Origin of the sequence: Marinomonas ostreistagni (assembly GCF_016461785.1) — a bacterium.
Taxonomy (GTDB): domain Bacteria; phylum Pseudomonadota; class Gammaproteobacteria; order Pseudomonadales; family Marinomonadaceae; genus Marinomonas; species Marinomonas ostreistagni_A.
In genome coordinates, this window is record NZ_JAEMUH010000007.1 from 45,204 (window position 1) to 58,136 (window position 12,933).

A 12,933-nucleotide genomic window follows, 5' to 3' on the forward strand; every position below is an offset into this window, starting at 1 on the left:
ATTAATCGTCTTGATAACCTAAACTGGCAAGTGCTCGTTCATCATCCGACCAGCCAGAGCGCACCTTAACCCACAGATTCAACATTACCTTTTGCTGAAACAAGTTTTCCATATCGATGCGAGACTCTTTGCCAATCAGTTTAATCTTGGCACCTTTATCACCAATGATGATGCGTTTTTGGCCATCACGCTCGACTAAGATCAAAGCACTGATGTGAATAGTGCTACCTTCAAAAACAAACTCTTCGATTTGCACCGCCACTTCATAAGGCACTTCTTGGCCCAGCTGACGCGTAATCTTTTCACGCACAATTTCAGCGGCCAAAAAGCGTGAACTGCGGTTGGTGATCTGGTCTTCAGGGTAATACTGCACACCCTCTGGAATGTAACTTTCGACCAACGCCTCTAAACGGTCTAAGTTTTTGTTACGCAATGCCGAAATCGGTACGATTTGTGAAAAATCCATTTTCTCTGAAAGAGACATCATGCGCGGTAGCAACTCGTCTTTCTCTTCCAGCTTATCGACCTTATTAACCACCAATACTACTGGACACTCTGCATGACGGACTTTTGCTAAAACATTATCGTCTTCTTCGGTCCAGCGCTCCGCATCAATAACGAATAAGACAACATCCACGTCTTTTAGAGCTTGGTTAGCCGTTCGGTTCATGTAACGGTTAATGGCTTTGTCCTGCCCTTTATGCAACCCAGGCGTGTCCACGTAGATGGTTTGCATATAACCTTTGGTTTGCACACCTAAGATTTGATCACGCGTCGTTTGTGGCTTTCGCGATGTAATAGACAATTTTTGACCAAGAATGTGGTTCATTAACGTTGACTTACCAACGTTAGGTCGACCAACAATAGCGACAAAGCCACAATGGGTAATTTCTTGGTAATCTTCTTCGTGATGCATTTAGTTTTTTTCCAACTGTTTAAGCGCTTTGGCAGCAGCATTTTGCTCGGCAATTCTTCGGCTACTCCCTTTGCCTTCGATTGGCGCATCGAACAACTCAATTTGGCAGTGGACAAAAAACGTTTGAGCATGAGGCTCTCCCACTATATCCACCACATCGTAATTTGGTAGAGAATGCTTACGCGCTTGCAGGAACTCTTGTAAACGTGTTTTAGCGTCTTTTGTTACCACTTTTAATGAGGTTGCGTTAAGACGCTCTTTGTACCACTCCAAAATGTGCTGACGACATACATCCATACCAGCATCCAAATAAATGGCGCCTATAATCCCCTCGACAGCATCGGCTAGAATTGAATCACGGCGAAACCCACCACTCTTCAACTCACCTGCGCCTAGCTTCAAGAAATCCCCCAATTGGAATTCACGAGCTAACTCGGCCAAGGTGTCGCCTTTCACAAGGGACGCACGCAGTCGACTTAACTCGCCTTCTTTAGCTTTTGGAAAGCGATGGAATAGGTCTTCAGCGATCACATAATTTAAGATCGAGTCACCTAAAAACTCCAGTCGCTCATTATTTTTTCCACCATAACTACGGTGCGTTAAAGCCAACTCCAACAGGCCAAGATCGGCGAAAAAGTAGCCAATGCGTCGACTCAGTTTTTCATAAAGAGAGCTCAAAATTTCTCCAAAAATTATTCAATTAAACCGTTATTCTTAAAACTTGGGAGACTAAAGAACTCGTCCCAATGAAGCCATACATAGAATGCTCGGCCTTTTAAATTCTCTTCCGGAACAAAGCCCCAGACTCGGCTATCCGCGCTGTTATCGCGGTTATCGCCCATCACAAAATATTGCCCCTCAGGCACTACCCAGTCACCTTCTAAGGGGTTGCGTCGGTAACTTTTGTAAATTTGATGCGATACGCCATCTAGCTCTTCCTGAAATACCGCTACCGGCTCACGACTTGGGTTTAGAGAAACAGGTAACTCAGCCAATAGTGACTCATCCATCAGCTCCCCATTAATCATAAGCCGCTTGTTATGATAGCTAATCACATCGCCTGGTAGACCAATCATGCGTTTAATATAGTTCAAGCTTGGGTTTTCAGGGTATTTAAAGACAACAACATCGCCACGCTTTGGCTCTGTCGTCGGGATAATGGTTGAGTTCAAAACGGGAAGACGAATGCCATAATCCATTTTATTTACTAAAATGAAGTCACCAATCTCAAGAGTCGGCAACATAGATCCGGACGGGATCTGAAACGGCTCCGCAACAAATGAACGCAGACCAAAGATTACTGCGATAATAACGAAGTAAGATTTAACCTCTAGCAACCATTTCGGCGTATCAGCAAGATTCTGCTTAACGTTTTTATCAAGGGCGGCCACTGCCTCTGGCGCCATTTGCGACAAAATGTATTTGCGCTTTGGCGCAAAAACAATCCGATCATATACCCATGCAGCAAACGTAATTAAAAACGCTATAGCTAAGATGAGCTCGAAATCAAAATCCATACTTACTCTCCAAGTAAAAGAGCCGCACTGGATGCGGCCCTATCTTTCCGGCTTAGCTATCAACTTTAAGCACTGCTAAGAATGCACTCTGAGGCACTTCGACGTTACCGACTTGCTTCATGCGCTTTTTACCTTCTTTCTGCTTCTGCAGCAGTTTCTTCTTACGACTCACGTCACCACCGTAACATTTCGCTGTTACGTTTTTACGCAACGCTTTTACGGTTGTACGAGCTATCACTTTCGCACCCACGGCACCTTGGATAGCCACATCAAACATCTGACGCGGAATCAGGTCTTTCATCTTCTCACACAATGCACGACCTTTGGTTTGCACGTTGTCACGGTGCATAATCAGAGCCAACGCATCCACACGCTCACTGTTGATCAAGATATCCAAGCGAACCAATGGCGCAGCTTCAAAGTGATGGAAAGAGTAATCCAACGAAGCAAAACCACGGCTACAAGATTTAAGACGATCGAAGAAGTCCAATACCACTTCATTCATCGGCAAGTGGTAACGAAGCTGAACTTGGCTACCAACGTATTGCATGTCTTTTTGGATACCACGTTTCTCAACACACAGAGAAATAACGTTACCAAGGTAATCCTGTGGCACAAGAATGTTAGCTTCTACGATTGGCTCACGCATTTCGCGAACCGTGCCTGGATCAGGCATCTTCGATGGACTATCAACACTGATCACTTCGCCACTATTTAGTTCCACTTCGTAAACTACCGTTGGCGCTGTGGTAATCAGATCAAGATCATATTCACGCTCCAAACGCTCTTGGATGATTTCCATGTGAAGCATACCTAGGAAACCACAGCGGAAACCAAAACCAAGGGCGTCAGATGTTTCTGGCTCGAAGAATAGTGAAGCATCGTTAAGCGTTAGCTTATCAAGCGCTTCACGGAAATCTTCGTAGTCATCAGAGCTCACCGGGAATAGCCCTGCATAAACCTGTGGTTTTACTTTTTGGAAACCAGATAACTGCGGCACATCAGGCGTTGCGATGTGAGTAATTGTGTCACCCACTGGCGCACCATGAATATCTTTGATACCCGCAATGACATAACCCACTTCACCTGCCTTTAAGACGCCAGTTTCTTTGCGCTTAGGCGTAAAGATACCAATGTTATCTACTGGGTAGGTTTGCTTGGTCGACTTAATGAAAATCTTATCTTTCTTACGAAGTGTGCCTTGTTTAATACGCACTAGAGAGACAACACCTAGGTAGTTATCAAACCAAGAGTCGATGATCAACGCTTGTAGAGGGGCTTCAGTATCGCCCTCTGGTGGTGGGATCGTAGCCACAAGACGTTCTAGCACATCTTCTACACCCAAACCTGTTTTCGCCGAACACGTCACTGCATCCGTGGCATCAATACCGATGATTTCTTCGATTTCCGCTGCAACACGAGTTGGCTCTGCTTGAGGTAGGTCGATTTTGTTCAAAACCGGCATGACTTCAAGGCCCTGCTCAATCGCTGTGTAACAGTTCGCAACCGACTGCGCTTCCACACCTTGCGCGGCATCAACCACCAATAATGCACCTTCACAAGCCGCAAGAGAGCGTGACACTTCGTAAGAGAAGTCTACGTGTCCTGGTGTATCGATAAAGTTAAGTTGGTAGGTATTACCGTCTTCGGAATGGAAATCAAGGGTTACACTTTGAGCTTTGATGGTGATCCCGCGCTCACGTTCGATGTCCATTGAGTCCAACACTTGGTTGGCCATCTCACGCTCAGACAGACCTTCACATTTTTGAATAAAACGGTCAGCCAAAGTCGACTTACCATGGTCAATGTGCGCGATAATAGAGAAATTGCGTATGTGCTTGAGATTATTGGACATTTTGCCCCTCAATAATTCCGTTGTGCGATTTTATGTACTCATACATGTACTAAAGTTCGCAGGGTGCAACGGGTAACAATGAATATAAACGAAATAATTGCGCGGGATTATACTAGGACTGGGCGCGAGTTGATAGCGCAAAGCATGAAAGCAATTGCGTAGTTTGGATGGATGCTTTGCAAGGGTTAAGATATAAGCTCATTTCACAGCATGGGCACAAATCATGAGCTTTAGAAAAGAAAGTGTCGGAATTTTCTACACAGAAAACACGGGGCAGCCTGTACAAGTAATTGCCTGGATTAAACAAATCACTCACCGCTCAAACTTTGGTGTCAGAACACTAGATGGAACAGTGGACTATAAGACAAGCACAAGCGATGAGCTTAACCCTTCTGGGCCATTTGTTAGAGGCGAGCATCCGAAAGAATTTGAATATCTTTATAGCGCCGCTGATGGATCAAAGAAATTACTCTCAGAACCCCCAACCACTTAAACGCAAAAAAGCGCCCCAATTAGGGGCGCTTTTTTAGAAGAGGTCGTCCTGCCCCTTCCTGCTTTCATCAAAATCCCAGTTGCCATAGATCAACTCAACACAGTCTGAGGCTTTATCGCTTCCTCCCACTGTGTACTGGTAATCGACCTCTTTGACTTTCAGGTCTTTGAACACTTCACGGATTTCAGGGTGATCATTAATTGAAATAATCATTTTCCCTTTGATCGTTTTAGCAAGCTCTGCCATGCGTTCGTATTGGTCGAATCCAAACGGCACGCCGTAGCCCTCTGTTTCCCAGTATGGCGGGTCACAGTAAAACAGTGCATCAGGCCGATCGTATTTTTCGATCGTTTTTGCCCAGTCTAGGTTTTCGATCGTGGCCGATGCCAAGCGGAAGTGCGCGTCGGCAAGGTCTTGTTCAAGTGTGAAGATGTTGAAACGCGGTCGGGAGGTGGCAGAGGTGCCGAACGTTTGACTCTCGACTTTGCCACCAAAAGCCAGTTTTTGAAGATATAGAAAACGTGCGGCGCGCTGAATATCAGTGAGTACATGCGGCGGTGTCTCCTTTAAGGTTTTCCAGTTTTCGCGGCTTGTTAATGTCCATTTGAATTGCCGATAGAGCTCTTCAAGATGATGTTTAACCACTCGATATAGATTGACGAGATCACCGTTTACATCGTTGATGATTTCCGCTTTGGATGGTTCTTTTAAAAAGAAGATTGCCGCCGCACCGCAAAACGGCTCAACGTAGTTTGTGTGTGCTGGGAACAACGGCAGAATGTGCTCAGCGAGCTTCCGCTTGCCCCCGATCCATGGAATGATTGGTTTTGCCATGGTCTGGTACCCCATGAGTGGGGCTCGAGGCCCTCTCATTTAGGAAAGAACAGCGCGGACATTTGATCTCCATCGAGACAAATACGCCTCGCGCTAATAGTTTATTACATCGTGTGCATCGTATTTCTTGCATTGTGAACCTACTTAAAAAGCTGTAGACTCCCGCCCGCTGCGCAGCAGTGGGAGAGCCTTGGGTTGGTTCACGTAGCCTGGTTACGTGCTCTGACGGCTTGACCGGACTGGTACTCTGGCCAAGTCGCTCTTTCATTACCATCGAGCCCGCTCAGTCATTTTGATTGAGCGGGTTTATTTATATCTGCTTACACTGCACTCCGCAGCTGTAGCCGCCTCGTTTCGTTATTTCGTGCTCTACCCGATCGATTAGCCATTTGCCATTGATCCCCGATCGAAAGCCGCTGACGTTGATGGCACCACCGGCGACGAGGTAAGGGTTGCCGACAACATCCAGTTCTAAACGCTGCTCATTGCGCTGACTGCGTTTGTATTCTGCATCCGCTGCGGCTTGTGCTTCGTCTTCGGTACCATACGTTTTAGTAAGTCGTTTGGCGGGTTCGCCAGTACCTACTTTGATTTCGAGCGTGCTGGCCGTGGGTATATCTCGATACCGCGCTATGACGCTGCCGGATTTAACGCGTCGGCTGATAAGTAATCGGTGACCACCTGTTTTATCTCGAGAATAATCCACATCGGGAATACTGGTACCACTGGGCGTGGTGAGGTCGCCGCGCTTTGCGAATACGAGATAATCCCCGCTTGGCTTGGCGATCGCGTCGTATTGCTTGGATAGACGAGTGAGCAATGCCATATCGGATTCATTCACTTGATCCACATGGGGCAATACGATTGAGCTTAGGTCGCTAGCGATCGTTGGCGTAATACCGTGTTCTGCGCCGATCGTCTGAATCATTTCACCCAACGTGGTACCGGCTTCCCATGATCGCGTTTTTTGCGTAGTCATGAGAATCTTGGAACCTTGGGCGCCTTCCGTTTGCACGACTGCTCGAGCACGGATATTGACTGTATCCGGTGGCCCGCTGATCTCAATTTCGTCAATGATATATTTACCCATCTCAACGAGTGTGCCGTCGTAGCCTAATGACACCTCAAGCTCAGTGCCAGGATCGGGAATTGCCAGCTCTGTTTCGCCATGATCCGATAATGCAATATCGACTTCGTCAGCGTTATCGCCCGACTCGTCCGTAAGTCGCAGGCTAATAAAACGCTCGTTAAGCTTATTGGTAATGTCAGTGCCGTTGGCTTTGACTTTGAATGCTGGGGCAACATCGACACCGCCAATTAATCCCTGTGCGATTTGTTCAATTAAGTCCATAAACGCACCCCTTGCGTTGTAGTGGTTAGATCAAGATCTGGGAGATTAATCACGACACCTGCAGGCAGCACAAGCGGCTGACGAGCTAGATGCGGATTGGCATCAAACACTCGCTCAACCACGCGAGCAGACTGCGTGCCGTAGTGCTTCCAGACGATGTAATCCACTGTGTCGTTTTCGACAGAACTATAAGAAGCTGGCAAAACTTAAGCCCTCCTGATAGCGCTTTAATTCCATTTTGAACGTCTGCTTACGCGGTGCGCCGCGTTCAAAAAATGGTCCCTGCTCTTCTTCCACTGACAGCACGATCCACTTACCCATGGGCACACCAGCACCGCTGACCATGAGCTGAGGCAAGCCGCTGTCACCGATCGCACGTAATGCGGCCAGTTGCACGGGACCACCGGCATAGTGCGGATACACTACGCCTTCAAGGGAGATAATTTCCTCTCCTGGCCCCATGTATTGTTGGGCGTCACGTTGCCCGGTCAGAGCTTGGGTTTGCCAGTCCCACGACTTACGGCGAGTGAGCTTCTGATACGCGGCGGTATCAATCGAAAATGGAAATATTCCCAAAACCATCATGATATCTGGCATTAGAATGCTCCCGAGGGTTGATCAGATAAAGAACCGCGCATTTTCTGACGCAAGATGCGCTCGATCTCTGTTGCGAGTTCGCGGGCGTTTTGCCCTGGCTGTTGATTGACAACGATTTGATTAGACACTTCGTAACGGTTTTCCGTTTTCGTTGACGCTGTGTTGTGTGTGTTGTTAACTGATTGAGCAATACGACGAGCATTAGCGACACGTGGTGCCGCCGGTGCAGGTGATTCATCATTCTTGCCGAACCAATCACCACCACTCTTTTGCTTGGGCTCTTCTTCGTCTTCACCAAAACCAAAGAAATTGCCTACTGACTTACCTAGGCTAACAATGCCCTGAAATTTGGCTTTGATCTTATCGACTGCAGCCCCAACACGAGCAGGGATCGAGTCGAAGAACGCGACAACACCGTCCCAAATTGATTTCGCCGTATCACCGATATAACGAAACGCCCCATCCACTGCATCACGGAACCACTCGACTTTGTTGTACGCCGTGTACAATGCCGCACCGATACCAACGACAGCACCGACCACCAAACCAATGGGATTGAGTAGCATGGCAAACCTTCCGAACGTAAATACCAACTTACCAACAGTTAGGAGCATTGACCCCATGCTTCCAGCGAAGGAAACAACCGACATAATGGCTTTCCCTGCAAACACGGTACCGACGATCATGCCAAGGTTCTCATAGCCACCGACCATGTTAGCGATCGTTGCGGTTACCGAGCCGATCGTTTTAGCTGTAGTGGTTAGCCCTTGGACCACCTGACCGATCACGGGCACAGCATCACGTAAGCCAGAAGCAAGGCGTTGAGAAAACTCAACCACTTGACCACGGTTTTCACGCATCCATGCAGACATTTCGCCCATCATATCCGTGATCACGGGCATGATTGCGGAGCCGATCGTGTTCTTAAAGCCAGCCATACCAAGCTTGGCGTTAAGCAATGAGTCTTGGAACGCCTCAGCATCACGCGCCGCTTGTTCACTGAGCACATAGCCAGTATCACGAGCATCCTTTCGTAACTGCTGTAATCCCGCACTGCCATCCTTTAGCATGTTCACCATGCTTACGCCTTCGGAATCAAAGAATTTAAACGCGAGACGCACACGATCGGACTGACTTTTCACCCCTTTCAATGCGTCTGCGATTTCGTTCATCGCTTCATCTGGCGTCATGCTAGTAAGCGCTTGAGCCGATAAGCCTAATTCCTCCAACGCTCCTTTGGCTTCACCTGAACCATTTTTTGCTTCGGCTAAACGACGCACCATCCGTTGCATGGCCATATCGAGCGTATTTGATGACACGCCCGAGCGCTCTGCGGCATAACGCAGCTCTTGCAAGGCACTGATCTGCAAGCCCAACTTATCCGCTGTTTTAGCGGCTTGGTCGCCCAGCTCACTGGTTGAGTTCGCCACAGCAAATAGACCACCGCCAACAATACCCAAACCAACTGACGCAGTGCGGGCAAATGAGCCCACTTGGTGCGTCATATTGCCGAACGTATCACCCACTCGCCCCAAGCTTTTCTGGGTTTTCTCCAGCAAAGCTTGGCGACGCTGTAGTCGCGCGGTTTCGTCAGCCAGGTTGCGAGTATCAACCCCCATTTCCTTAAGCGCATTTTTTGCTGACTTGGCCGCTTCTCGTTGCTCATTAAACTGACGACTTAGCTTGTTCGCCTCGCTTTGTGCACCGAGCATTTGCGTTTGCAGGCCACTGGTTTCCTTTTTAGCGGCTTTGAACTCTCGCTCTAATCGCGTCGCTTCCCGCTTCGCTTGATCCAGCTCGTGAGCCAGTGCGCCTGTCGGATCCTCCGCCCCTTTCATCTCGCGAGCCATATCATTGACGCGCTCGGATGCACGACGATAAGCAAGCCCTGCTTGGTGGGATTTCGCTTTGCTCTTCTCGATTTCATCCGATAAACCGGCGATGTTGTGTTCAACACCGCGCAGTTTTTTGCGAGTCTCACGAAGGCCCTTGATATCAAAGCGTTCGATTTGATCTTGCTTGCGCTTGATCGTGTCCATCGCCCCGCCGATGCCTTTCAGCTGGCCTCGCGCCTTGTTGGTCGCGCCGAAGAGCGTGCGCGACACCGCTCCGCCAATTTCAATGACGGTATTTAATCGTTGATTAATCGCCATGTTTTGGCAGTCCTTCTATAAACCAGAGAAATTCAGAAGTGCGTAGAGATTGGATCTCGGACCATGACCAGCCCGTGTGACTCGCAAGTGCGAGCGAGAGAGTGCGGATGTCGTCGAGGCTTAGTCTAAAAAAGACGAGTACGCGGTTTGTAAACGTTGGTAGTTAGACAGCTTCATAGTGTTCACCACATCTGAAGGAATGCCGCAAAGATTAGCAAACAGTTGAGTTTCCATATCAACGTTTGTTTTGGCGTTGTTCTGAGCAAGTTTCTGATCTAAGACCGTCGGCTCACGCATTGTGAGCGTTTCGACTTTCTGGCCATCCACTTCGATCGGCTTTTTCAATGTAATGACCATTGATTCACCATCGTCAGATTCGTTTAGCCATGCTAGCGCTTGGCTTTCATGGTTTTGGTTTTGTGTTTGTTGTGTCATGTTATAGTCCCAGCGCCGAGCGCATTGCTGCTAGTTGATCTGTACCGTTGATATTGCGCACAGAGCCTTTGATGTCGATTTCCGTAATCACAGTTGAGCCGTGGGTGATTTTGAAATACTTAGGGCGCACCGTGAACACGACACCAGAACGCTCACCAGCTTTCCATGCCTCTTGCTCCATCTTAGTAATACGACCTGTCATGTTGTGAATAATCGACGTATTCACACCGTCTTGGTCCTGCAGCCACCCACGAGCAGTTAATGGAATCGATGAGCCTTGCCCTACACCCCACAAGGCCATGGTCTCTAGGTCATAACCGTTCATTTTGAACATAACCTCAATCGGAGCCATACCCATATCGATATCGTCTGCGGAGTCCATGCCACCGCCGCGATACTCTTCGGTCAGTATTTCAAATGTAGGTGGCGTGTACTCGTCGATCGCACCAACTTCACCACGGCCATCAACTGTTAAGTTGAAGTTTTTCAGGATATTAATAGCCATTAGACAATCACCTCACTGGCGTAATCGTTCACTAGAGTTGAGCGGAATGTGATGCGCTCTGCTGGGAATGTTGGTGTGAAATCGAAGTCAATATAAAGCTGACCGCTCTGAATAGACTCCGGCGTATTCAGATCAGTATTGCCCCAACAGCTACCACCAAGAATTTGACCTTTCGTCGTCATTTCACGCAGTACGCCATTAACCCCTTCGACGATATCCGAAACAAACGTGCTAGTAATGCCGCGATCCACAGCCCATAGATGAGACACACGCATTGCATCATTGATGACATCTGCAGTTCGACGGACACACAAGTATTTCCACTTGGAGTCATCTGATAGGGACATGTTGCCCCATAGACGGTAGCCATCTTGATAAACGATGGTGGCTACTTTTTGCTCGTTAAGTAAGTTTGCACGCGAGCTGGTATCACCCAGTTTGAAATCCACAGGACGAGCTGTACCCGAAATACCATTGATAACCTGATTCGAAGGCGAACGATGAAAGCCTTCTTCATAGTCTGTACGGGCGATAACGCCAGCAACACGAGCGGATGCAGGCTCTGCGACCACCTCACCATCATCATTAAAAATCGTTACCCAAGGATCAACGACATAGATTCGATCAGAGCCAAAATCACTAGCATACAAAACCGCAGCGTCGTCATTTGTGTTCGGACCATCAGCCACAATGATTGCTGTTAATCGCTCAGCGATGCTGATTAACTCAGCGACCACTGGATTAGCCGTCGGATTACCGTCACCATCATTTGGACGCTGGTGCGTAAAGCCTGGTGCACAAATAATACGAGGAACCTTGCCATTCACTGACTCCGACGCCAACAGTGCATAAGCCCCTTCATATTGCCCCGTTTGCGCATCTACGCCACCGCGAACATTGACCAGCGTGTCGGTCTCTTGAGTTTCCTCTTCGACACGCACGACGATAACCGTGGCACCAATTTGGTCAAAAATACCGTCTAACGCTGCCGGCAACGTACCTCCACCGGTACCATCCGTTGTGACATCCAGTTTCGCTGCTTCATAGCTCGACCCCGCCACCACAACAGGTGTATTCAATGGGAATGCAACCGGATCGGCACCGGGTGCAGTCCCTACAATGCCAATTATTGACGAACTGACGGACTCGATCGGGCGCACACCGTTCGCAATTTCTGTTACTTCAACACCGTGAAGAAAACCACTACCAGCCATCTTTTGGCCTCCTGAAACGAAAAAGCCCCGCAGATGCGAGGCTTGTTAGTGAAATTTAGATACAAAAAAACCGCTTTCGCGGCCTGTGGGTTTGATTAGTTGATTAGAAAGTCTTGCGGCCCGAGCTTGTCGACGAACCAGCGATAAATGGGGCGCAGCGGAAATTGATCGCGCTCCATGACATCGTTGAATATTTGCGTGACCGCGCGCTTGCTGATCGCGATTTTGTCGCGGAACTGGCAAAGCGCATCGTGAATCAAAGATGCGTAGTACGTCCAAGGCTTGCCGAGGCGTAGAATGCCGTCCGGCACCCCAACCCACCAAACGCCAAAAACCGACCATTTAGGCGTGCAACCGTCCCATGCGTAGCGAGCTTTCACTATGAGCGTTCCGTTACTGATCTTGATCCATGCGTTTTCAAACTCGATGCCACGTAGCTGCGGGTGCTTGTAGCTGTAATCTCGATCTAACTGATAGAGCCATGGCTTACTCATGCGGCCTCCTGCTCTAACGATGCCACGGCAACATTAAACAGCTGCTCGATATCAACATTTTGCAGTTCATCAAAAGTCATATTTTCAAGCTGCTCGCTAACAATACCCTCAGCATTGAAAAGTTTATCAACATGCTGGGCAACAGCCGTGGCGATCGGGGCAAACGTTTCAGCCGTGACAGTTTGCCACCCATTCGCCCCTTTGAATCGAGTTGAGCTAATCAGGCCATTGAGTAACGATGAATAGGCATTACTGATTCGGTTCTGATCATTGATCGCGGTATTGATTGGTACACCTGCCAACTCAATACCCGCTGTTTCTTTGCGGTAGCGGATGAGGGCAAGCTTTTCAAGCAATGCGGCACGCAATGAGTTGGCATTTGTTGCCGATTTTACTGCAGAGTCGGCAATAGCCAACTCTTCATCTAGAACCAGTTCACCGACAATTTTTGCAGATCGAACCAGTACATATAAATCACCGTAAGCAACTATATCCAACCCATCGATGTTGTGCTCATACTCAATATCACCGTTTGTTAAATGGCTTATTTTCACTTTGTACAACAGCAT

16 protein-coding genes are annotated in these 12,933 nt (G+C 48.2%); 1 reads left to right on the plus strand and 15 read right to left on the minus strand.

Going from position 1 to position 12,933, the window contains the following annotated elements:
• Nucleotide 1: 1 nt before the first annotated feature.
• Genes era through lepA form a run of 4 tightly spaced genes read right to left on the minus strand, consistent with a single transcriptional unit; the run spans nucleotide 2 to nucleotide 4,288 of the window.
• Complete coding sequence (gene era, locus JHD44_RS08510) at nucleotides 2–916, minus strand: GTPase Era (protein ID WP_199462335.1); 915 nt, start codon at nucleotides 914–916, stop codon at nucleotides 2–4.
• Complete coding sequence (gene rnc, locus JHD44_RS08515) at nucleotides 917–1,594, minus strand: ribonuclease III (RefSeq protein ID WP_199462336.1); 678 nt, start codon at nucleotides 1,592–1,594, stop codon at nucleotides 917–919.
• Between the two features lie 14 nt (nucleotides 1,595–1,608).
• The gene (lepB, locus tag JHD44_RS08520) at nucleotides 1,609–2,433 is read right to left on the minus strand and encodes a signal peptidase I (protein WP_199462337.1); all 825 of its coding nucleotides are present in this window, start codon (nucleotides 2,431–2,433) and stop codon (nucleotides 1,609–1,611) included.
• A 52-nt stretch (nucleotides 2,434–2,485) separates the two neighbouring features.
• Nucleotides 2,486–4,288 (minus strand): translation elongation factor 4, encoded by a 1,803-nt coding sequence (gene lepA / locus JHD44_RS08525; RefSeq protein WP_199462338.1) that lies wholly within the window; start codon nucleotides 4,286–4,288, stop codon nucleotides 2,486–2,488.
• A gap of 223 nt (nucleotides 4,289–4,511) precedes the next feature.
• Between lepA and JHD44_RS08530 the strand changes: the two genes are divergently transcribed.
• Entirely contained in the window at nucleotides 4,512–4,781 is a 270-nt protein-coding gene (locus JHD44_RS08530; protein ID WP_199462339.1) for a hypothetical protein, read from the plus strand.
• A gap of 33 nt (nucleotides 4,782–4,814) precedes the next feature.
• Here JHD44_RS08530 and JHD44_RS08535 read toward each other — a convergent pair whose 3' ends face one another.
• From JHD44_RS08535 to JHD44_RS08585, 11 genes are all read right to left on the minus strand, one after another.
• Entirely contained in the window at nucleotides 4,815–5,630 is an 816-nt protein-coding gene (locus tag JHD44_RS08535) for a DNA adenine methylase (protein ID WP_233401930.1), read from the minus strand.
• Complete coding sequence (locus JHD44_RS19090) at nucleotides 5,566–5,889, minus strand: Com family DNA-binding transcriptional regulator (RefSeq protein ID WP_325097065.1); 324 nt, start codon at nucleotides 5,887–5,889, stop codon at nucleotides 5,566–5,568. Before JHD44_RS19090 ends, JHD44_RS08535 begins: the two co-directional genes overlap by 65 nt.
• A gap of 36 nt (nucleotides 5,890–5,925) precedes the next feature.
• Nucleotides 5,926–6,966 carry a contractile injection system protein, VgrG/Pvc8 family gene (locus JHD44_RS08545; protein WP_199462342.1) on the minus strand — a complete coding sequence of 347 codons (1,041 nt, stop codon included), beginning with the start codon at nucleotides 6,964–6,966 and terminating at the stop codon, nucleotides 5,926–5,928.
• Nucleotides 6,957–7,169 (minus strand): tail protein X, encoded by a 213-nt coding sequence (locus JHD44_RS08550; RefSeq protein ID WP_199462343.1) that lies wholly within the window; start codon nucleotides 7,167–7,169, stop codon nucleotides 6,957–6,959. The genes JHD44_RS08545 and JHD44_RS08550 overlap by 10 nt, the downstream gene beginning before the upstream one ends.
• On the minus strand, nucleotides 7,153–7,542 hold the full coding sequence (locus JHD44_RS08555) for a phage tail protein (RefSeq protein WP_199462344.1): 390 nt from the start codon (nucleotides 7,540–7,542) through the stop codon (nucleotides 7,153–7,155). The genes JHD44_RS08550 and JHD44_RS08555 overlap by 17 nt, the downstream gene beginning before the upstream one ends.
• A gap of 20 nt (nucleotides 7,543–7,562) precedes the next feature.
• The gene (locus JHD44_RS08560) at nucleotides 7,563–9,716 is read right to left on the minus strand and encodes a hypothetical protein (RefSeq protein WP_199462345.1); all 2,154 of its coding nucleotides are present in this window, start codon (nucleotides 9,714–9,716) and stop codon (nucleotides 7,563–7,565) included.
• 120 nt (nucleotides 9,717–9,836) lie between these two features.
• Nucleotides 9,837–10,151: a phage tail assembly protein gene (locus tag JHD44_RS08565; RefSeq protein ID WP_199462346.1), complete on the minus strand. Its 315-nt coding sequence runs from the start codon at nucleotides 10,149–10,151 to the stop codon at nucleotides 9,837–9,839.
• A gap of 1 nt (nucleotide 10,152) precedes the next feature.
• A complete protein-coding gene (locus JHD44_RS08570) occupies nucleotides 10,153–10,656 on the minus strand; it encodes a phage major tail tube protein (protein WP_199462347.1) in 504 nt (167 codons plus the stop codon).
• Nucleotides 10,656–11,870, minus strand: coding sequence for a phage tail sheath subtilisin-like domain-containing protein (locus JHD44_RS08575; RefSeq protein WP_199462348.1), 1,215 nt, complete (start codon nucleotides 11,868–11,870; stop codon nucleotides 10,656–10,658). The genes JHD44_RS08570 and JHD44_RS08575 overlap by 1 nt, the downstream gene beginning before the upstream one ends.
• 95 nt (nucleotides 11,871–11,965) lie before the next feature.
• Nucleotides 11,966–12,364: a hypothetical protein gene (locus tag JHD44_RS08580; protein WP_199462349.1), complete on the minus strand. Its 399-nt coding sequence runs from the start codon at nucleotides 12,362–12,364 to the stop codon at nucleotides 11,966–11,968.
• On the minus strand, nucleotides 12,361–12,933 hold the full coding sequence (locus tag JHD44_RS08585; RefSeq protein WP_199462350.1) for a DUF4376 domain-containing protein: 573 nt from the start codon (nucleotides 12,931–12,933) through the stop codon (nucleotides 12,361–12,363). The genes JHD44_RS08580 and JHD44_RS08585 overlap by 4 nt, the downstream gene beginning before the upstream one ends.